General features: G+C 67.2%; 21 protein-coding genes. 11 read left to right on the plus strand and 10 right to left on the minus strand.

What is annotated here, in order from left to right; all coding sequences use genetic code 11:
• The first annotated feature begins 5 nt into the window (after positions 1-5).
• Positions 6-1,763 (plus strand): acyl-CoA dehydrogenase family protein, encoded by a 1,758-nt coding sequence (locus ACN9MV_RS27410; RefSeq protein ID WP_426390372.1) that lies wholly within the window; start codon positions 6-8, stop codon positions 1,761-1,763.
• Positions 1,764-1,809: 46 nt separating this feature from the next.
• A complete protein-coding gene (locus tag ACN9MV_RS27415) occupies positions 1,810-2,301 on the plus strand; it encodes a MarR family winged helix-turn-helix transcriptional regulator (RefSeq protein WP_093079558.1) in 492 nt (163 codons plus the stop codon).
• 15 nt (positions 2,302-2,316) lie between these two features.
• Here ACN9MV_RS27415 and ACN9MV_RS27420 read toward each other — a convergent pair whose 3' ends face one another.
• Positions 2,317-2,970 (minus strand): TetR/AcrR family transcriptional regulator, encoded by a 654-nt coding sequence (locus tag ACN9MV_RS27420; protein WP_426390373.1) that lies wholly within the window; start codon positions 2,968-2,970, stop codon positions 2,317-2,319.
• A 131-nt stretch (positions 2,971-3,101) separates the two neighbouring features.
• Between ACN9MV_RS27420 and ACN9MV_RS27425 the strand changes: the two genes are divergently transcribed.
• From ACN9MV_RS27425 to ACN9MV_RS27445, 5 genes are all read left to right on the plus strand, one after another.
• Positions 3,102-3,539, plus strand: coding sequence for a VOC family protein (locus tag ACN9MV_RS27425; RefSeq protein ID WP_426390374.1), 438 nt, complete (start codon positions 3,102-3,104; stop codon positions 3,537-3,539).
• A 40-nt stretch (positions 3,540-3,579) separates the two neighbouring features.
• Positions 3,580-4,107, plus strand: coding sequence for an SRPBCC family protein (locus ACN9MV_RS27430; protein WP_093177530.1), 528 nt, complete (start codon positions 3,580-3,582; stop codon positions 4,105-4,107).
• 17 nt (positions 4,108-4,124) lie between these two features.
• Entirely contained in the window at positions 4,125-4,544 is a 420-nt protein-coding gene (locus ACN9MV_RS27435; RefSeq protein ID WP_093057604.1) for a VOC family protein, read from the plus strand.
• Positions 4,545-4,581: 37 nt separating this feature from the next.
• Complete coding sequence (locus ACN9MV_RS27440) at positions 4,582-6,054, plus strand: DHA2 family efflux MFS transporter permease subunit (protein WP_093057603.1); 1,473 nt, start codon at positions 4,582-4,584, stop codon at positions 6,052-6,054.
• A gap of 70 nt (positions 6,055-6,124) precedes the next feature.
• Positions 6,125-6,484 carry a DUF1428 domain-containing protein gene (locus ACN9MV_RS27445; protein WP_093057602.1) on the plus strand — a complete coding sequence of 120 codons (360 nt, stop codon included), beginning with the start codon at positions 6,125-6,127 and terminating at the stop codon, positions 6,482-6,484.
• A gap of 15 nt (positions 6,485-6,499) precedes the next feature.
• Here the strand turns inward: ACN9MV_RS27445 and ACN9MV_RS27450 are convergent, their stop codons facing one another.
• The 4 genes from ACN9MV_RS27450 to ACN9MV_RS27465 form a co-directional block, all read right to left on the minus strand.
• Entirely contained in the window at positions 6,500-7,258 is a 759-nt protein-coding gene (locus ACN9MV_RS27450) for a sulfite exporter TauE/SafE family protein (RefSeq protein ID WP_093079571.1), read from the minus strand.
• 348 nt (positions 7,259-7,606) lie between these two features.
• Positions 7,607-8,587 (minus strand): Bug family tripartite tricarboxylate transporter substrate binding protein, encoded by a 981-nt coding sequence (locus ACN9MV_RS27455; RefSeq protein WP_426390375.1) that lies wholly within the window; start codon positions 8,585-8,587, stop codon positions 7,607-7,609.
• Positions 8,588-8,593: 6 nt separating this feature from the next.
• Positions 8,594-9,199: a nuclear transport factor 2 family protein gene (locus ACN9MV_RS27460; RefSeq protein ID WP_426390376.1), complete on the minus strand. Its 606-nt coding sequence runs from the start codon at positions 9,197-9,199 to the stop codon at positions 8,594-8,596.
• Between the two features lie 33 nt (positions 9,200-9,232).
• Positions 9,233-10,072, minus strand: coding sequence for an intradiol ring-cleavage dioxygenase (locus tag ACN9MV_RS27465; RefSeq protein WP_426390377.1), 840 nt, complete (start codon positions 10,070-10,072; stop codon positions 9,233-9,235).
• 157 nt (positions 10,073-10,229) lie between these two features.
• Between ACN9MV_RS27465 and ACN9MV_RS27470 the strand changes: the two genes are divergently transcribed.
• Together ACN9MV_RS27470 and ACN9MV_RS27475 are read left to right on the plus strand one after the other, a co-directional pair.
• Positions 10,230-11,159 carry a LysR family transcriptional regulator gene (locus tag ACN9MV_RS27470; protein ID WP_093079581.1) on the plus strand — a complete coding sequence of 310 codons (930 nt, stop codon included), beginning with the start codon at positions 10,230-10,232 and terminating at the stop codon, positions 11,157-11,159.
• Between the two features lie 131 nt (positions 11,160-11,290).
• On the plus strand, positions 11,291-11,764 hold the full coding sequence (locus ACN9MV_RS27475; RefSeq protein WP_093079583.1) for a DoxX family protein: 474 nt from the start codon (positions 11,291-11,293) through the stop codon (positions 11,762-11,764).
• Between the two features lie 12 nt (positions 11,765-11,776).
• Here ACN9MV_RS27475 and ACN9MV_RS27480 read toward each other — a convergent pair whose 3' ends face one another.
• Entirely contained in the window at positions 11,777-12,496 is a 720-nt protein-coding gene (locus tag ACN9MV_RS27480) for a Crp/Fnr family transcriptional regulator (protein WP_426390378.1), read from the minus strand.
• Between the two features lie 56 nt (positions 12,497-12,552).
• Between ACN9MV_RS27480 and ACN9MV_RS27485 the strand changes: the two genes are divergently transcribed.
• A complete protein-coding gene (locus ACN9MV_RS27485) occupies positions 12,553-14,217 on the plus strand; it encodes an adenylate/guanylate cyclase domain-containing protein (protein ID WP_426390379.1) in 1,665 nt (554 codons plus the stop codon).
• A 114-nt stretch (positions 14,218-14,331) separates the two neighbouring features.
• On the plus strand, positions 14,332-14,688 hold the full coding sequence (locus ACN9MV_RS27490; RefSeq protein WP_426390380.1) for an alpha/beta hydrolase: 357 nt from the start codon (positions 14,332-14,334) through the stop codon (positions 14,686-14,688).
• Positions 14,689-14,712: 24 nt separating this feature from the next.
• On the opposite strand, the gene ACN9MV_RS27495 is transcribed toward ACN9MV_RS27490, so the two are convergent.
• From ACN9MV_RS27495 to ACN9MV_RS27510, 4 genes are all read right to left on the minus strand, one after another.
• On the minus strand, positions 14,713-15,774 hold the full coding sequence (locus ACN9MV_RS27495) for a maleylacetate reductase (protein ID WP_426390381.1): 1,062 nt from the start codon (positions 15,772-15,774) through the stop codon (positions 14,713-14,715).
• 135 nt (positions 15,775-15,909) lie between these two features.
• Positions 15,910-16,320 carry a DoxX family protein gene (locus ACN9MV_RS27500; RefSeq protein WP_426390382.1) on the minus strand — a complete coding sequence of 137 codons (411 nt, stop codon included), beginning with the start codon at positions 16,318-16,320 and terminating at the stop codon, positions 15,910-15,912.
• Between the two features lie 16 nt (positions 16,321-16,336).
• Positions 16,337-17,551 carry a 3-hydroxybenzoate 6-monooxygenase gene (locus tag ACN9MV_RS27505; protein ID WP_426390383.1) on the minus strand — a complete coding sequence of 405 codons (1,215 nt, stop codon included), beginning with the start codon at positions 17,549-17,551 and terminating at the stop codon, positions 16,337-16,339.
• Position 17,552: 1 nt separating this feature from the next.
• Positions 17,553-18,524: an amidohydrolase family protein gene (locus ACN9MV_RS27510; protein ID WP_426390384.1), complete on the minus strand. Its 972-nt coding sequence runs from the start codon at positions 18,522-18,524 to the stop codon at positions 17,553-17,555.
• Positions 18,525-18,526: the final 2 nt, after the last annotated feature.

The raw sequence follows: 18,526 nt of genomic DNA on the forward strand, positions 1-18,526 counted from the left end.
CCCCGATGGATTACCAGCCCCGCCCCGAAGACGTCAGCTTCCTGCTCAATGCCGTGCTCGACGCGCCTGCCTGCCTGGCCACGCTCGCGCCTTTTGCCGAAGTCGACGAGGCCCTGCAATCGCAAGTGCTCGAAGAGGCAGGCCGCTTCGTCGGCGAGGTGGTGGCACCCATCAACCGTGGCGGCGACGAGATCGGCTGCCGCTTTGTCGACGGCGAAGTGGTCTCGCCGCCGGGCTTTCGCGAGGCGTACCAGGCCTTCGTTGACGGCGGCTGGCCTGCGCTGTCGGCCGCGACGGAAGACGGCGGCCAGGGCCTGCCCGCGGTGCTCGAAGCGGTGCTCTACGAATGGCTGGCCGCCGCCAACCATGGCCTCACGATGGCGCCCGGCCTGCTGCATGGCGCGTATGCCTGCCTCAAGCACCACGGCAGCGAGGAGCTGAAGCAGCGCTATCTGTCGAAGATCGCGACCGGCGAGTGGCTCGCCACCATGTGCCTCACCGAAGCCCATGCGGGCAGCGACCTGGGGCAGGTGCGCACGCGCGCCACACCGCAGATGGGGCAGGCCAACGGCAGCCTGCGGGTCAACGGCGGCAAGATCTTCATTTCCGGCGGCGAACACGACCTGACGCCGAACATCGTGCATCTCGTGCTGTGTCGCCTGCCCGATGCGCCGGCCGGCCCCAAGGGCCTGTCGCTGGTGCTGGTCCCGAAGCTGCTGCCCGACGGCACGCGCAACGCGGTGCACTGCGAACGCATAGAAGAAAAGATGGGCCTGCACGGCAGCCCCACCTGCACGATGCGCTTCGACGATGCCACCGGCTGGCTGGTCGGCGAGCCCGGCCGCGGCCTGGCCGCGATGTTCGTGATGATGAATTCGGCGCGCCTGCACGTGGCACTGCAGGGCATCGGCCTGCTCGACGCCGCCTGGCAGAAGGCCGACGCCTACGCCGCCGAGCGCCGCCAGATGCGCGCCCCCGGCCCCGTGCCCGCCAGCCGCGGCAGCGAGCTGGCCGACCTGATCGCCGAACACCCGGCCGTGCGCCGCATTCTCGATACGCAGCGCGCCTGGATCGACGGTGCGCGCACCCTCGCCTACCGCAGTGCGCTGATGCTCGACGTCGCCGCGCATGACGCCGACCCGAAGGCACGCGAGCGAGCGCAGCGCTGGTGTTCGTTCGTCACGCCGGTGCTGAAGGCCGCGTGCACGCACCAGGCTTTTTACGGGGCGAGCGAATGCCTGCAGGTGTTCGGCGGCCACGGCTACGTGCGCGAATGGGGCATCGAGCAGATCGTGCGCGACGCGCGCGTGACCATGATCTACGAGGGCACCAACGAGATCCAGGCCATCGACCTGCTGGTGCGCAAGGTGTTGCCTGACGGCGGCGTGGGCATGTCGGCCGTGCTGCTCGAACTGCGCGACACGCTCGACGCCTCGCGCGAGGCCGATGCCGACGTGCAGCGCCGGCTGGCGCAGTTGCGCTACCTGGGCACCACCGTCGCGATGGCGGCGCATGCCAACCCCGTGTTGCCCTACGAGGTGGCCGACGACTACCTGCGCGTGACGATGCTCGCGATGATGGCGTGGGCCTGGGCGCGCATCGAGGCAGTGGCGCCGCAGGACGCTGACAAGGCCCGGGCGGCGGCCGCCTTTCGCCGCTGGGTGCTGCCCGAGTTCGAAATGCGCCTGGGCATCGTCAAGCGGGCCTGCGAGACGGTGGCCCTGAGCCACCATGCCGCGACGCCCCCGGGTGTCGCCAACTAGCCACTCGAAGCGCTCGCATGCATCCACTCGCGGTTACGCTCGGGCCATGCCACCCTCCCCGAAATCCGCCCCCGCGAAAGGCGAGCAGGCCGTAGTGCCGCAAGGCAAGCAGGACCGGCTCGACGCACGCATGCTCGAAACCCTGGTCGGCTACAACGCGCGCCGAGCGTGGCTGATCGTCAGCGCCTTCTTCGCGGAGCGCATGGCGCCCTACGGGCTCAAGCAGATCGACTTTTCAGTGCTGTCGCTGCTGGCGCACAACCCGGGCGCCACGTCGCGGCAGCTGTGCAACGCTCTGGACATCCTGCCGCCGAACCTCGTGAGCCTGGTGGCCACGCTGGACAGCCGGGGCCTGATCGAACGCCGCCCCCACCCGCATGACGGCCGCGCCGTCGGGCTGCATCTCACGGCGGCTGGCGAGGCGCTGGTCCGCGAGGCCGAGCAGACCGTGATCCAGCTCGAAGCCGATGCCAGCGCCAAGCTCACTGCGCGGGAGCGCGAGACGCTGATCCGGCTGCTGCAGAAGATCTATTTCTAGCGTTTTGAAGGGGGCTCAGAGGCCCCGCTCGACCATATCGATCAATTGCTGGCCAAGGCTGTGGGCAGCCTCGGCCGGCATCTCGCGCAGCGGCCCGTCGATGATGAGCAGCGCCAGCCCGTGCACCGCGCTCCACGCGAGGTATTCGGCATTCGGGCGCCGCGCCGGGTCGAGCACGCCGGCATCCACCAGCCGGTCGATGGCCTTGCCCAGCAGCTGGAACGGGTCCAGTCCACCGGCGCCCGCCTTGCCCGGGCCGAGTTCGCCGCTGCCCTCATCGGAGATCACGAAGGCCGTGCGGAACAAACCCGGCTCGGCCTGCGCGAAGCGCAGATAGGCGGTGCCGACGGCGCGCACCTGCGCCCGTGCGAAGTCTGCCGGCGGCTGGTCGCAGGGCAGCACCGCCAGCTCCTTTTCCATCGCGGTCGCCGCCGCGGCCAGGGCCGCCTCGCGCACCGCGAGCAACAGCTCCTGCCGGCTGCCGAAATGCCGGTACGCCGCGTTGGGCACCACGCCCGCGCGCCGCGTGGCCTCGCGCAGCACCACCGCGCCGGGGCCGCCGTCGCGCGCCAGTTCAATGCCCGCGTCCAGCAGCGCCCGGCGCAGGTCGCCGTGGCGATAAGTGCTGCGGGCGGGCGGCAGGCTGTCGGGGGCGTTGTTGAGCTTCATTGCAATTCCATGTGGACACTGTCCATTATCCCTGTTATTCTTTGTGGACGGTGTACACAAAGTAATCCGATTGTTTGCGGCCCATGACACCGGGGGCCTCCGAGTCACCTCTCCAATCCAAAGGAATCGCCATGAAAGTCCAGTCTTACCTCTCGTTCGAAGGCCGCTGCGACGAAGCGCTCGGCTTCTACAAGAAGGCGCTAGGCGCCGAGGTCGTGCAGCTCATGCGCTACAGCGAAGCGCCTGCAGGAGCCCCTTCAGAGAACGCCGAAGCCGGTTGTGCCGGCGGCACGCCCGATGCAAACAAGGTGATGCACGCGGTGTTCCGCATCGGCGACACCGAGTTGATGGCCTCCGATGGCCGCTGCTCGGGACAAGCGAAGTTCGAGGGCATCATGCTCGCGCTCACCGCCAGCACCGACACCGAAGTCGTCAAGTGGTTCAACGCACTCGCCGAAGGCGGCCAGGTCATGCAGCCGCTGATCCCGACGTTCTTCACCTCGAACTTCGGCATGCTGACCGACCGCTTCGGCGTGGGCTGGCTGCTGGTCGTCGCGCACCCCACCTGATTCCCGCACGCTCCATCCATCGCCCGAGAAAGCACCCGACATGCTCAAGAAAATCGCCCTCGTCATCGTGCTCGCGATCGCCGCACTGCTGATCTTCGCCGCCACCCGACCCGACACCTTCCGCGTGGAACGCACTGCGCGCATCGACGCGCCGGCCGACAAGATCTTTCCGCTGATCGACGACTTCCACCGCTGGAGCGCATGGTCGCCCTACGAGAAGCTCGACCCCGCCATGAAGCGCACCTTCGGCGGCACGGCGAGCGGCAAGGGCGCAACCTACGCCTGGGAGGGCAACGACAAGGCGGGCGCCGGGAGCATGGAGATCGTGGAGTCGACGCCTTCGTCGAAGGTCGCGATCAAGCTCGACTTCATCAAGCCCTTCGAAGGCCACAACACGGCCGAATTCACACTCCAGCCTCAGGGCAATGCGACGCAGGTCACCTGGGCCATGCATGGCCCCAGCCCTTACGTTGCAAAGCTCATGGGCATCTTCTTCAACATGGACCAGATGATCGGCAAGGACTTCGAAGCAGGCCTTGCCAATCTCAAGACGGCCACCGAAAAGTAACCCCACAAGGAAACCTCATGTCCCCCATCCACGCCTACCTCACGTTCGACGGCAATGCAGCAGAGGCCATGCGCTTCTACGAGAAGACGCTCGGCGGCACCATGCAGATGATGATGACCATCGGCGAAGCACCCGACACCGAGCAGTTCCCGCCCGAGGCGAAGAAGCGCATCATGCATGCCTCCCTGGCCTACGGCGACGGCATGCTCATGGCCTCCGACTCCATGCCCGGCCAGCCGTACGAAGGCATGAAGGGCTTCGGCGTTGCGTTGACGCTCGATACCGTCGCCGAAGCACGCCGCGTGTTCGACGCCTTTGCCGACGGCGGCAAGGTCTCCATGCCCTTCGAGAAGACCTTCTGGGTCGAAGGCTTCGGCATGGTGACCGACCGCTTCGGCACGCCGTGGCTGATCAACGGCGGGAAGCCGCTGGTCTGACCCTTCCTCCCATCGCTCTACAGGAACTGCACTTCCCATGACCAACCAACTCGACAGCCGAAAGCGCTGGCTCGCATTGATGGTGCTGTGCCTCGGCGTTCTGATGATCGTGCTCGACACCACCATCGTGAATGTGGCGCTGCCCTCGATCCGTACCGACCTGGGCTTCACCGAGACCTCGCTGGTCTGGGTGGTGAACGCCTACATGCTGACCTTCGGCGGTTTCCTGCTGCTGGGCGGCAGGCTCGGCGACCTGTACGGCCACCGCCGCGTGTTCCTCGCGGGCCTGGTGCTGTTCACGCTGGCATCGCTGGCCTGCGGGGTCTCGACCTCGCAGGGCCTGCTGGTGGCGGCGCGCGCGGTGCAGGGCCTGGGCGGCGCAGTGGTCTCTGCCGTGTCGCTCTCGCTCATCATGAATCTCTTCACCGAACCGGCCGACCGCGCAAAAGCCATGGGCGTGTACGGCTTCGTGTGCGCGGGCGGCGGCAGCATCGGCGTGCTGCTGGGCGGCCTGCTGACCAGCACGCTGAGCTGGCACTGGATCTTCCTGGTGAACCTGCCCATCGGCGTTGCGGTATACGCGCTGTGCGTGGCGCTGCTGCCCAGCGCGCGTGGCCATGCGCATGGCGAGAAGCTCGACGTTGCGGGCGCCATCACCGTCACGCTGTCGCTGATGCTCGCGGTGTACGGCGTGGTCAACGGCAACGAGGCCGGCTGGGGCTCCACGCAAACGGTGAGCCTGCTCGGCGCGGCCGTGGTGCTGTTGGCCATCTTCATCGGCATCGAGTCGCGCGTGCAGCATCCGCTGATGCCGCTGGGCCTGTTCAAGCTGCGCAGCGTGTCGGTCTCCAACGTGGTCGGCGTGCTGTGGGCCGCGGCAATGTTCGCGTGGTTCTTCATCTCGGCGCTGTACATGCAGCTGGTGCTGAACTACACGCCCATGCAGATCGGCCTGGCCTTCCTGCCGGCCAACGTGATCATGGCGGTGTTCTCGCTCGGCCTGTCGGCCAAGATCGTGATGCGCTTCGGCATTCGCAAGCCACTGGCCGCCGGGCTCTGGCTCGCGGCCATCGGGCTGGCACTGTTCGCGCGCGCGCCGGTCAACGGCAGCTTCGTGACCGACGTGCTGCCCGGGATGATGCTGCTCGGCCTTGGCGCGGGCATGGCCTTCAACCCGGTGCTGCTGGCGGCCATGAGCGAGGTGAGCCCGTCCGATTCGGGCCTGGCCTCGGGCGTAGTCAACACCTCTTTCATGATGGGCGGTGCGCTGGGCCTGGCCGTGCTGGCCAGCGCCGCCGCAGCCCGCAGCGCGTCGATGGAAGCGGCCGGCGCGCAGATGCCGCTGGCCCTCACCGGTGGCTACAACCTTGCGTTTCTCGTCGGTGCCGTGTTCGCGGCGGCGGCGGGTTTGATCGGGGCCTTGCTGCTTCGCACCGTCATGCCTGGGCAAATGGAGAACAACGAAAAGGCTGACGGAAAAGGAGCACCCCGGGGGACGGCGGCATCGTGAGCGGCAACACGCCATGCAACCGCCGGTTTTCTTTCTTCAACGGTTCCACTCTTTATTCAGGAGAACACCCATGGCTCGTTATGTAGACGGCTTCATCGTCGCCATTCCCACCGCCAACGTCGAGGCCTACCGCAAGCTGGCGCGCAAGGCCGGCAAGGTCTGGATGGAATACGGCGCGATCGAATACGTGGAGTGCATTGCCGACGACGTGAAGCCCGGCAAGCTGACCTCGTTTCCGCAAAGCGTGAAGCTGAAGACCGACGAGACCGTGGCCTTCTCGTGGATCGTCTACAAGTCGCGCAAGCACCGCGACACGGTGAACGCGAAGGTCATGGCCGACCCGCGCATCGCGGCAATGGACCCGAAGACCATGCCCTTCGATGCCAAGCGGATGATCTTCGGTGGCTTCAAGAGCATCGTCGAGCTCTGACCTCGCCCGACACGCTCAGGCCAGGAAGCCGTCATAGACGAGCTTCAGGCCCGTGAGCAACATCCCCAGGTACACGAAGCGATAGAACCACGTCGCATCGATGCGACGAGCGATGCGGATGCCGACCCACACGCCGAGGGGCGCGAGCGGCATCAGCACCAGCGACGTGGCCAGCGTGCGAAAGTCGAGCAGGCCGAGCCACGCGTAGGGAATCCACTTGCTGAGATTCACCACGAAGAAGAAGTAGGCCATCGTTGCGGTGAAGACCACCGGCGAGAGCCGCAGCGGAATCACATAGGCATTGATGGGCGGCCCACCCGCATGCGCGATGAAGCTGGTGAAGCCCGACACCGTGGTCAGCACCGCGCCCACGCCGCGCGAAGGCAGCGGGTCATTGGGCTTGGGTGGAAGCAGCAGGCGCTGCGCCAGAAACAGCAACGTGAACACACCGACGATGCCCGCCACCGTGTGCGCCGACAGCATGCGAAACAGCAGCGTGCCGATCACCGTGCCCAGCAGCCCGAACGGAATCAGAAACTTCAGCAGCGAGCGATCGAAGTCGCGCCGGAACGCCGCCAGGCCCAGCACGTCCATCAGCAGCAACAGCGGCATCAGGATGGCGGCTGCCTGCGGCACCGTGACGGCCAACGCCATCATCGGCACCGCGAGCGAACCGAAGCCCGCGCCGAAACCGCTCTTGCTGATGCCGAGCAGCAGCACGGCGGGAATAGCGACCGCATAGAAATGCGGGTCGGTGATGAGGGGAAAGGCCATGGGCAGAAGAAGCGCAGAAAAAAGCCCACCGGGGCGGCGGGCTTCGCTAGCGTAGCAGGCCTTTAGATTGGGGCGCGCTCACGCCGACGGGGTACCTTGCTCCGCGAATGTCCCCCGGCCTTCGGCCTCCTCCTTTATTTCGCTGCGCAAGGCACCCCATCGACGTGGTCGTTCAGCGCTGTCGTTGATCGGCCAGCACGACAGCCGCGTCCATGTGCGAATGGCACCGGGTGCTCCCCGCAGCGAAATAAAGGAGGAGCCGAAGGCGGGGGACATTCGCGGAGGGGAGTACCCGGTGTCATTCGCACGCACTCCGAACACGACACACAGCCGAGCAACCAAAACGATCTACTCCGGCTGAATACCCAGCTCACGCACCGTGCGACTCCAACGCTCCACGTCCTTGCGCACCAGCGCGTGCGTGTCAGCCTGCGACAGCGCGAGCGGCTTGCCACCGGCCTTCACGAACGAATCCATCACCTCAGGCATTGCGATGACCTTTGCAAGCTCGGCACGCAGTCGCTCCAGCACCGCCGGCGGTGTCTTCGCCGGTGCGAAGAGGCCGAACCAAGATTCAAGCTCCAGCTTCGCCACGCCAGTCTCGCCAATGGTGGGAACGTCAGGCTGCGTCGGCAGCCGCGATGCACCCGACACCGCAAGCGCCTTCGCGTTGCCAGCCATCACCTGCGGCCGCGCCGTCGGCGAAAGGTCGAAGAACAGATCGACCCGACCGCCGAGCAGGTCTTGGTAAGCCGCCTGCGCACCGCGGTACGGCACGTGCGTCAGCTCCACACCGGCCTGCTGCCACAGCGCCGCCGCGATCACATGCTGCCCTGAACCGTTGCCCGCCGATGCGTAGTTGAGCTTCTTCGGGTTGGCTTTGGCAAACGCCACCACGTCTTTCAGCGTGCCCTGCGGCAGATCCTTGCGCGCCATCAGCGTGTAGCTGTAGGCCACGGCCAGCCCCAGCGGCTCGAAGTCGCGCAGCGAGTCGTAGGGCAGGTTCTTGTACAGCCCCATGTTGAGCGCGAGGTTCGACACCGAGCCGACCAGCAGCGTGTAGCCATCGGCCGGCGCCTTGGCGACGAAGTCGGTGCCGACCACCGTGCCGGAACCCGAGCGGTTGTCGACGATCACGGGCTGGCCCAGTGCGCGCGACAGACGCTCGCCAAGCAGCCGGCCGACAAAGTCGAAGCCGCCGCCGGGTGGCTGCGGCACGACGAGCTTGAGCGGCTTCGCAGGCCAGTCTTGTGCAAGCACGAGTTTCGGCATGGCGAGCATCGCCAGCGCCGCAGCCATGACGCTGCGGCGGTCGAGTGTGGTGTCCATGGCCGTTCAGCGCTCGAGTGCGCCGCCAGCGAGCCAGCGCGCGCCGCGCTGGTACAGCGCCTCCACCGCCGGCCCCTTGAGCATCGGCATGTCCAGCTTCACCGTGTAGCCGATGCGCTGCTGGATGTACGCAAGGTGGCGATAGCCCTCGGGCAGGTCGGCCAGCACGGCTGCATCGAGCTTCACCGTGGCGGCAGGGTCCACCGGGTCGATGCGGTCCTTCTCGTAGATCGGCTGGCGGTGCAGCAGCTTCCATTCGCCGCCATGCTTTTCCACGAAGTCGTAGAAGCGGCCGGTGCACACCACATCGCACAGCACGCCCTCGACCATGCCGCGCTGCGAGATGGTCATCTTGGTCTGCGCGATGGCGCGCTCGTCAGCCACCTCGATGGCCGAGCCGCCCAGAAAGTGCAGGATGCTCACGCCCTTGGCCCAGCCCTCCTGCGTGACGCGGATGAATTCGGAGTACGGGCCCTGGAACCACGTGGCCATCATCACGCCATCGGGGTGCCACACAGTGGCGAAGCGCTCCCAGTCGCCAGCGTCGCGCCACACGGCCCAGCGCTCGATCATCCGGCGGATCAGCAGCTCCTGCTGCAGGATGTCTGTCATTTGCGTTGTCTCCTTCATTGTTTTTTGTTTGGATCAGGCAGGCTGCTTCAACGGGTTGAGCACGAAGTCGAAGTCCAGCCGCCAGCGGCCGTTGTCCTGCTTCTTCCATGGTGCGACCAGCGACTGCCGCACCGCGAACACCGCATCGGAGTCGAGCCACTGGTCGCCGTCGCGGAACACGTGGGTGATGAGCCGTTCGTAGCCCGGCGCCTCGATCTTGAAATGCAGGTGCGCAGGCCGCCACGGGTGGCGTTTGGTCGCGCGCAGCAGGTCGCCCACGGGCCCATCGACCGGGATCGGATAGGCCTCGGCCAGCACGCTGCGGAAATGCAGCGAGCCATCGGCCGCCGTGCGCAGGCGGCCGCGGTTCTCTGCGTGATCCAGCCCTTGGTGCTGCACGTCGTAGTGGCCGCCTTCGTCGGCCTGCCACACGTCGACCACCGCATTGGCCACCGGCTCGCCGTCGAGCCCGCGCACCGTGGCGAACACGTCGCAGGGCGCGCCTACAGCGCCGTTGGCCACGTCGTCGCCATGCTCGTATTCGGGCGCGCCTTCGAAGTAGAAGGGGCCGAACACGGTGGCCTCGGTGCAGCCGGCAGGCTTGTCGTTGTTCATCGCGATGGTGAGCATCGACAGGCCCAGCACGTCGGACAGCAGGATGAACTCCTGCCGCTTGTCGTCGCACTTCTGGCCGGTGGCGGTGAGGTACTGGATGCCCTGGAACCACTCGTCCTCGGTGAGCTTCACCTCGCGGGTGAAGGCGTGCAGGTGCTGCACCAGGCTGGTCATGATCTCGTGCAGGCGCGGGCTGGGGGTATCGGCGAAGCGCGCGAGCACGGCCTGGGTGATGTTGTCCTGGTTGAGGTTGCGCATCGTGGCTGTCTCCATGTTGTCTCGGCGCACTGTAGGCCGCACGCCGTTCGCACGAAAGCACCAGGGTGCAAATGATTTTTCCGCCCAGCGGAACGGTCGAGCCTGCCCTGCGCCAAAATCGTCCGGCCCTGAAAAACAAGCCCGGAGACACCACCCCATGGACCGCTGGACCGAAATCGCCCTGCTCGTGCAGATCGCCGATGCCGGCAGCCTGAGCCGCGCGGCCGAGGCGCTGGGCCTTTCCAACGCCGCCGCGAGCCGCCACCTGAGCGCGCTCGAAGAACGGCTGGGCGCGCGGCTGGTCGAGCGCAATACGCGTCGCCTGTATCTCACCGACACCGGCCGCGAGTTCTGCGGCCGCGCCCGCACCATCCTGGCCGACCTGGCGGACGCCGAATCGACGGTGAACGCCACCGCGCTCAACCCGACGGGCACGCTGCGCGTGACGGCCTCGCTTTCTTTCTCGATCCACCACATCGCGCCGCTGCTGCGCGAATACACGCAGCGCTATCCGGGCGTGACAGTGCACGTGGAGGCGGCCAACCGCTACTTCGACCTGATCGACAACAACATCGACGTGGCAATCCGCACGCGCGAGTACGAGCCCGATTCGAACGTGACGATCCGCCGGCTCGGCGAAACGCGGCGCATCCTGGCGGCGTCGCCGCGCTACTTTGCGCAGCACGGCTTTCCGAAGACGCTGGACGATCTGAAGCAGCACAAGCTGCTGATCTACACCTACGCCAACAACCCGAACGAGCTGCGCTTCAGCCGTGGCGGGGAGACGCACACGGTGTCGGTGACGGGCCTGCTCGAATCGAACGACGGCCAGGTGCTGCGCGCCGCCGCGCTGGACGGCATGGGCATCCTGGTGCAGCCGACCTACATCGTCTACGAAGACATCGTGGCCGGCCGGCTGGTGCCCACGCTGGACGACTGGGACCTGCCGCACCTGACCATCAACCTGGCGTACCCGAGCCGCAAGCACCTGTCGGCGAAGGTGCGCAGCTTCATCGACTTCATGGCGGCGCATTTCGCAAAAATGGACTACGAAAGAAAGTGGACAGGCCACTTCGGCAGCCACTGACCGGGCAAAACGGCCTTTCGCCAAAACATGTGCGTAAACGCACATCCCGCATTTCGGCGGCCTCGCAAACTGGAACCGCAACCGTCGCATTCCGCGGCGGACCACCGTTTTCCACCAAGCAAGGATCTGCCATGAACACCCAGGCCGCAGCCGCCAACACCCCGCGTGCGCCGATCGCATCGCCGCTTTCCGCCCTCTCCCCCGCCGCGCTGGACGATTCCGGCAAGCTGCTGATTCGCGTGACGATCGGCTTCCTGGTGCTGCTGCACGGCATCTTCAAGCTGTCGGCCGGCGTGGGCTTCATCGGCGGCATGCTGGCCAAGGCCGGGCTGCCGGGTGGGCTGGCCTACCTGGTGTACGTGGGCGAAATCGTCGCGCCGCTGCTGATGATCGCGGGCGTCTTCACCCGCGCGGCCGCCGCCGTGGTGGTCATCAACATGCTGGTGGCCTTCGGCCTGGTGCACATGGCCGACCTGTTCTCGCTGACCAAGCAGGGCGGCTGGGCGCTGGAACTGCAGGGCCTGTACCTGTTCGGCGCGCTGACGGTGGTGCTGCTGGGTGCCGGCCGCTTCAGCGTGGGCGGCGTCAAGGGTCGCTGGAACTGAGCGTCTTCCGGCTCAGCCGGCGTCGCCCCGCACTTGGGAGACCATCAGCTCCAGGCGGGCGACGTCGGCCACCAGCAGGGCCTTGTCGTCCTTGCGCAGTACGCAGTTGCGCACCAGCACGTTCAGTTCGCGGGTGACCTGCTCGCGGTTGGTGCTGATCTGGCTGGCCAGCGCCGCGTGCTTGGGAGCCGGGTCCAGCCGGGCCTGGTTGCCGACGATACCGGCGGTGCGGGCCAGGCGCAGCAGTTCGGCATGCAGCCGGTTCTGCACGCCGAGGGTGCTCAGGTCGATGACGCGCTCCGACAGCTGCCGCACCAGCGACACCAGCCGCAGCATCACGCGCTGGGCCACAAGCGGCTCGTCGTGCAGCAGGGTCATGAAGGCAGCGCGGTCGAGGCTGGCGACCACGCTGGGTTCGAGCGTGACCACGTCGGCGGAGCGCGGGCCGCCGTCGATGGCGGCGATGTCGCCGAAGTGCTCGCCGGCTTCGGAATCGCGGAAGGTCACCTGCCGGCCGTTGGCCGAGTAGGTCGTCACCCGCACGCGGCCCGAGACCAGCAGGAACAGGTCGCCCTGCTGCTCGGCGCGCAGCAGCAGGGGCTTGCCGGCCTCCACGCTGTGCCACAGGCATTGCTGGGCCAGCAGGTCCAGGCGCTGGTCTGAAAGGCCTTCGAGCAGCGCGATCTGGCGCAGCGCGAGGCTGGAGCGGGGGGTGAGTTCAGGTTTGGCCATGCCAAGGCTAGGTAGGGGCGCGCGGATTATGCTCGGGTGCCGCTTCGAACCCGTTCATGGACAGACGTTCCCCTCACGCCCCCCCTTTTTCCCTGAGACCGCCGACACGGCGCAATCTCCGCTGGGCGAGCGGGCTGGTGCTGATGGCCTACATCACGGCGCATCTGCTGAACCATTCGCTGGGCATCTATTCCTTTGCCGCGGCCGAGACCGTACTGCGCGGCGTGCAGAAGTTCTGGCACAGCCTGCCAGGCACCGTGCTGCTGTACGGCGCGGCCGCCACCCATCTGGCGCTGGCCGTGGTCGCCCTGTGGGAGCGCCGCACCCTGCGCATGCCGCCGCTCGAAGGCCTGCGCGTACTGCTGGGCTTTGCGCTGCCGCTGCTGCTGGCCACGCACCTCACTGCCATGCGCGGCGCCTACCTGGCCTATGGCATCGAGGGCTCGTATGTGCGCGTGGTCTGGGGGCTGTGGGACTGGCAGGGCGCGGCCGCACAGCTGCTGATGATGCTGGCGGCCTGGGTCCACGGCTGCCTGGGCCTGCATTTCGCACTGCGGGCGCAGCCGGCCTGGCGACGCTTTTCCTACCTGCTGCTGGCCATTGCGGTTGTGCTGCCGCTGACGGCGGCGATGGGCTTCGTCTCCATGGGGCGCGAGTTCCAGTGGAGCGGCGTGCCGCCGACCGTGCTTCCCACGCCCGAACAGGGCAAGGCGCTGAATACGGCCGAAGGCAACATCAAGTGGTTCTACGGGCTGGCGCTGGTCGCGCTGCTGGGGGCGCGCTGGGGGCGCAACAGCTTTGCGCGCTGGTCGCGGCAGCCATCGGTCACGCTGCGCTACCCCGGCCGCACGGTGCAGGTGCCGCGCGGCTGGAGCGTGCTGGAAGCGAGCCGCTCGCACGGCATCGCTCATGTGTCGATCTGCGGCGGACGGGCGCGCTGCTCGACCTGCCGCGTGCGCGTGGCCGGCCCGGTCGAACACATCGGCGAACCCGGCCGCGACGAGCAGCGCACGCTCGAACGCGTGCGCGCGCCGGCCGACGTGCGCCTGGCCTGCCAGTTGCGCCCACGCGGCGACGTCGAGGTCACGCCGCTGTTCGCGCCGCTGCCCAATGAAGGCCGGCCCGCGCCGGTCGGCAGCTTCGGGCGCGAGCGCGACGTGGCGATCCTGTTCGTCGACCTTCGGCGCTGGTCAGGCCTGTCGGAGCGGCAGTGGCCCTTCGACCTGGCCTATGTGCTCGACCGCTACTTCGCCACCGTCGGTGCGGCAGTGCGCGAAAGCGGCGGCGTGCCGAACCAGTTCATCGGCGACAGCGTGATGGCGATCTTCGGGCTCGAATGCGACCTGCCCACCGCCTGCAGGCAGGCACTGCACGCGACGGAGCTGATCGGCCAGCGCATGGATGCATGGAGCGAAGGCTTCGAGGCGCAGTTCGGCCAGCGGCTGGAGTTCGGCATGGGCCTGCATGCGGGCCGTGCGGCGGTGGGTGAAGTGGGCTACCTGGAGACGACCACCTTCACCGCTATAGGCGAAGTGGTCAACACCGCGAGCCGGCTGCAGGACCACTCGAAGACGGCCGCATCGCGCCTCGTCGTCTCGCTCTTCGCGGCAGAGCAGGCCGGCGTTGCGAATGCCATGGGCGCGGTCGAAACGCTCACCGTGCGGGGACGCTCCGAACCTCTTGCGGTGCTCTACGCGCCGCACGCCGCCGCCCCGCTGTAATTGCCGAAAGCGGTGCGCAAACGCACAGCGCCAACCACGATGCGATTTCACACTGCATCCCGTGGCAACGACGAATGTCCGCCGCCCACACTGACAGTCAAAGGGACTCGCATCATGAACACCAAGCAACTCATCGCCATCTCCGCCGCCGCATTCGCCATGCTCGGCGCAGCAGGCGCGCACGCTGAAACCTACGAAGGCGTGCACGCCATCACCTCGTCCGCCAGCCGCATGGACGTGCAGGCCGAAGCCTTGGCTGCCGCGCGCGCCGGCAACCCCTACTCCGACAGCGCCGCTGAAGGCACTGTGGCCGTCAACTCCACGCTCGACCGCAATGCGGTGCGCGACCAGGCCGTGGCCACCGCTCACGACCCGCTGCAAAGCCTGGACCGCCGCGCGTTCTACCGCGACCAGGTGCCTTCGGCCTACAGCAAGCCGACGGTGTCGTTCACGCGCCAGGCCGGCCTGTAAGCGGCGACGCGGCCCTGCCGCAACTCAGGGCCGCACACCTTCCCACGCGTTCTGCAACAAGGCACGAATCGCATCGCGCTCCAGAGGGCGCGGATTGGGGTACTGGTTCTTCAGCGCATGCTCGCAGGCCAGGTCGAGATCGGATTCCTTCATGCCGATGTCGCGCAACGCAACCGGCGCACCGTTGTCGCGTGCAAGGTCGTACACGGCTTGCGCGGCAGTGCTTCCCCCAAGCGCCTTCGCGATACGCGCCATGGCCTGCGGCGCCGCTTCGGCGTTGTAGGCCAGCGCATGCGGCAGCACGATGGTGTGGGTCTCGGCATGCGGCAGATTGAAGCTGCCACCCAGCGTGTGGCACAGCTTGTGGTGCAGCGCCATGCCGACATTGCCGAGCACCGTGCCGCAGAGCCAGGCGCCATAGAGCGCGTCGCTGCGGGCACTCGCATCCTTGGGCGTGGCGCGGATGGCGGGCAACGCGCGGCCCAGTGCTGCAATGCCTTCCTGCGCCATCAGGTCCATGATCGGATTCGAATCGACCGCGTAGAGCCCTTCGGCCGCATGCGCGATGGCGTTGATGCCGCTGGTCACGCTCATGCCCACGGGCAGGCCCAGCGAAAGCTCGGGGTCGTAGATGACGGTGCGCGGCAGCACCTTGAAATCCTTGCCCGTCTTCTTCATGCCGGCTTCGGTGATGCCGTAGATCGGCGTCATCTCGGAGCCCGCATAGGTGGTCGGGATGGCGAGGATCGGAAGGCCCGAATCGAGCGCGATGGCCTTGCCCAGCCCGGTGGTGGAACCGCCCCCGATGGCCACGGCGCAATCCGCGCCCAGCCGGGCGGCCACTTCCCGCGCCTCACGCGCCGTTTCGATCGGCACGTGCATCACGGCACGGTCGAACACACCGGCCGCGTGCGCGCCCAGCATGTCGGCCACGCGCTCGGCCTGCGGGCGCTGCTCGGGCGTGGACAGCACCAGGGCCCGGCGCGCACCTAGTAGGTCGATCTCGCGCGCCAGGTGCTGCAGCGAGCCCGCGCCGAACACCACCCGCTGGGGCACGCTGGTGTAGACGAACGATGGTGTGGTCATGGCTTTTCCTGTCTGTCTCTCGAATGTTCATGAACGACCGATGCCGGGCATCACGATACGCCGGCGGCCCGCCGGGCGAGTGTCCCGCCGGGCCGCCTACTCATTCAACGACACGAACGGAAAGGAGTTTTCCGCTCAGCCCCGATTGCCAGCAGCCCTCTCGCCAGCGCCCGACTGAACGATGAGCAGCAGAAAGCCGCCGGCCATGGCCACGTTCTTCAGGAAATTGTTGAGCTGCGCGTTGAACTGCGCCGCGTCGGCGGCCCAGAACGCATGCGCTGCGAAGGCCGTGGCCAGCGTGAACAAGGCCAGCGCGCCGGCAACCCATTGCACGCGCCAGCCGGCGATCAGCAGCAGCCCGCCGCCGATCTCGAGCGCGATGGTCAACGGCAGCACCACGTCGGCCAGCGGGATGCCGAGCTTGGCGAAGTAGCCGAGCGTTGCGCCATAGGTCATGAGCTTGCGCACGCCCGCGACCAGGAAGATCACTGCCATCAGCACGCGGGCGGCCACGGTCCAGCCGCGAAAGGGTTCGTTTGTCGTCATGTCGTTTCCTTGAATTTCACGCGGCCTTCTCGTCGCCCAGGCAGTTGGCGGCCGTCCAGCCGTAGAGCCATTCGAGCGCGTCGTAGAAGCGCTCCTGCGGCCTGCCCGTCCACATGCTGTTGCGCACCAGCCGCTCGACGCCCTTTGCGTGGTAGATGCGGCCCATCTCGCGGGCCGAGAGCACGACACGCGCGGTGCGGGCAACGCGGGAGCGTTCGTACAACGCCAGCGCGCGCGGCCAGTCGCCCTCTTCGCGGCGCAGCGCGAGGCCCAGCGTCACGGCGTCCTCGCAGGCCATGCACGCGCCCTGCGCCAGGTACTGCACCATCGGGTGCGCCGCATCGCCCAGCAGCGTGGCGCGGCCGAATGTCCATTGCTCGATGGGGTTGCGGTCGGCTGTCGAATAGCGCTTCCACGCCTTCGGAATGCGCAGCAGCTGCTGCACCTGCTCGCAGGTCGGGCGGAAGTAGCGCTGCACCTCCGCCGGGTCGCCGTCCATCGAACCCCACTCCTCAGGCTGGTCGCTATGGAAGGTGACGGCCATGTTGAACTTGTCGCCGCCCTTCAACGGGTAGTGCACCAGGTGGCAGTTAGGCCCGACCCAGATGCATGGCGCGGTGAAGCGCAGCGCCCCGGGGAAGTCGGCCGTGTCGATCACGGCACGAAACACCACATGGCCCGATACGCGGATGCTGTCGCCCACGTACTGTTGGCGCACCGCCGAGCGCACGCCGTCGCAGCCGATCACGGCCTGGCCTTCGTGACGGCCGCCTTGTGCATCGATCAGCGTCACGCCTGCGTCGTCCTGCTCGATGTGCACGACCTTGGTCGAGGTGAGGAACTCGATGCCTTCTGTCGTGGCCTTCACGCCTTCGAGCAACGCACCATGGATGTCGGCGCGGTGGATCACCGCATAGGGGTTGCCGAAGCGCTCTCGAAAGCGATCGGACAACGAGATGCTCGCCACGCGCTTCGCGTCGATGGCGTCGAACATCACCATCTCTTCGGTGTAGACCGCCTTGGCGCGCAGATGCTCGCCCACGCCCAACGCGTCGCAAGCCGCGAAGGCGTTGGGGCTGAGCTGGATGCCGGCGCCGATCTCCCCGATCTGGCCGGCCTGCTCGATCACCTTCACGCGATAGCCCTCGCGCACCAGCGCCAGCGCAGCGGCGAGCCCGCCGATGCCGCCGCCGGCCACGAGCACGGGGCGGGTGTTTTTCACGGTGCGCATGTCACTTCAATCCGAACAGCTTGCGCGCGTTGTCGCGGCCGATCTTCTGGCGGTCGTTCTCGCTGATCTCGCACTTGTCGAACCAGCGCGCCGCGTCTTCATGCTTCTCGAACGGGTAGTCGACCGAATACATGATGCGGTCCGCCCCCACCTCGAGCATCGTCGACAGCAGCGTGGGCGTGCGGAAGTTGCCGCTGGTCGTGATGTGCACGTTGCTGCGCAGGTAGTCGCCGATTTCCTTGTCGCAGGGCATGCCGCGCCGGCCCTTGCGCAGGATGTGGTCGACGCGCCAGATGTTGAAGGGAATGCCCTCGCCGAAGTGGCCAAGGATCATCTGCAGGTCGGGGTGCCGGTCGAACAGGCCGCTCGACATGATGCGCAGCGCATGCAGGCCGGTCTCTACCGCAAAGGCCCAGGTGGGTCCGGTGAGCCAGTGCGCACCTTCGTAGATGGGCTCGCGGCTCAGCAGCGGGTCGCGCGGGTGCATGTAGAAGGGTTTCTTCAATGCAGCGGCGACAACCCAGAAGTCGGCGAAGCGCGGGTCGTCGTAGTAGACGACGGTGTTCTCGTCGCCCACCTGCGAGAACCCGTTGACCAGGAAGCCGTGGAAGCCCAGCTGCGTCACGCAGCGCTCCAGCTCGCGCGCGGCCGCCTCGGGGTCTTGCATGGGCAACGCCGCGAACCCACCAAAGCGCGTGGGATGGCGCTTCGTCTGCTCGGCCAGCACGTCGTTGGCGCGCTGCGCGACTTCGACGGCGCGTTTCGCATCGGGAATGGCCTGCACCGCCGGCGAGTTGAGCGAGAGGATCGACAGCTCGGTGCCCCACTCGTCCATTTGATCGATGCGCTGCTGCTCGAAGTCGAGCAGGTTGTTCTTCAGGCCCTGCCACACCTCGGGGCGGGCGTATACCTGCGAGTCGGCGATCGTCAGGTCGATCGCGAAATGCTCTTCGAGCGCAATCTTGTTCTTCATCG

The organism is Variovorax sp. R-27 (assembly GCF_049913215.1).
GTDB lineage: Bacteria > Pseudomonadota > Gammaproteobacteria > Burkholderiales > Burkholderiaceae_C > Variovorax.

Coding starts and splice junctions, on each gene's coding strand:
- ACN9MV_RS27505 (WP_426390383.1), bottom strand. CDS start 17,551: ATGCGCACCGTGAAAAACACCCGCCCCGTGCTCGTGGCCGGCGGCGGC.
- ACN9MV_RS27450 (WP_093079571.1), bottom strand. CDS start 7,258: ATGGCCTTTCCCCTCATCACCGACCCGCATTTCTATGCGGTCGCTATT.
- ACN9MV_RS27485 (WP_426390379.1), top strand. CDS start 12,553: ATGGACAGACGTTCCCCTCACGCCCCCCCTTTTTCCCTGAGACCGCCG.
- ACN9MV_RS27440 (WP_093057603.1), top strand. CDS start 4,582: ATGACCAACCAACTCGACAGCCGAAAGCGCTGGCTCGCATTGATGGTG.
- ACN9MV_RS27480 (WP_426390378.1), bottom strand. CDS start 12,496: ATGGCCAAACCTGAACTCACCCCCCGCTCCAGCCTCGCGCTGCGCCAG.
- ACN9MV_RS27465 (WP_426390377.1), bottom strand. CDS start 10,072: ATGCGCAACCTCAACCAGGACAACATCACCCAGGCCGTGCTCGCGCGC.
- ACN9MV_RS27455 (WP_426390375.1), bottom strand. CDS start 8,587: ATGGACACCACACTCGACCGCCGCAGCGTCATGGCTGCGGCGCTGGCG.
- ACN9MV_RS27435 (WP_093057604.1), top strand. CDS start 4,125: ATGTCCCCCATCCACGCCTACCTCACGTTCGACGGCAATGCAGCAGAG.
- ACN9MV_RS27430 (WP_093177530.1), top strand. CDS start 3,580: ATGCTCAAGAAAATCGCCCTCGTCATCGTGCTCGCGATCGCCGCACTG.
- ACN9MV_RS27415 (WP_093079558.1), top strand. CDS start 1,810: ATGCCACCCTCCCCGAAATCCGCCCCCGCGAAAGGCGAGCAGGCCGTA.
- ACN9MV_RS27420 (WP_426390373.1), bottom strand. CDS start 2,970: ATGAAGCTCAACAACGCCCCCGACAGCCTGCCGCCCGCCCGCAGCACT.
- ACN9MV_RS27495 (WP_426390381.1), bottom strand. CDS start 15,774: ATGACCACACCATCGTTCGTCTACACCAGCGTGCCCCAGCGGGTGGTG.
- ACN9MV_RS27410 (WP_426390372.1), top strand. CDS start 6: ATGGATTACCAGCCCCGCCCCGAAGACGTCAGCTTCCTGCTCAATGCC.
- ACN9MV_RS27510 (WP_426390384.1), bottom strand. CDS start 18,524: ATGAAGAACAAGATTGCGCTCGAAGAGCATTTCGCGATCGACCTGACG.
- ACN9MV_RS27445 (WP_093057602.1), top strand. CDS start 6,125: ATGGCTCGTTATGTAGACGGCTTCATCGTCGCCATTCCCACCGCCAAC.
- ACN9MV_RS27460 (WP_426390376.1), bottom strand. CDS start 9,199: ATGACAGACATCCTGCAGCAGGAGCTGCTGATCCGCCGGATGATCGAG.
- ACN9MV_RS27490 (WP_426390380.1), top strand. CDS start 14,332: ATGAACACCAAGCAACTCATCGCCATCTCCGCCGCCGCATTCGCCATG.
- ACN9MV_RS27425 (WP_426390374.1), top strand. CDS start 3,102: ATGAAAGTCCAGTCTTACCTCTCGTTCGAAGGCCGCTGCGACGAAGCG.
- ACN9MV_RS27475 (WP_093079583.1), top strand. CDS start 11,291: ATGAACACCCAGGCCGCAGCCGCCAACACCCCGCGTGCGCCGATCGCA.
- ACN9MV_RS27470 (WP_093079581.1), top strand. CDS start 10,230: ATGGACCGCTGGACCGAAATCGCCCTGCTCGTGCAGATCGCCGATGCC.
- ACN9MV_RS27500 (WP_426390382.1), bottom strand. CDS start 16,320: ATGACGACAAACGAACCCTTTCGCGGCTGGACCGTGGCCGCCCGCGTG.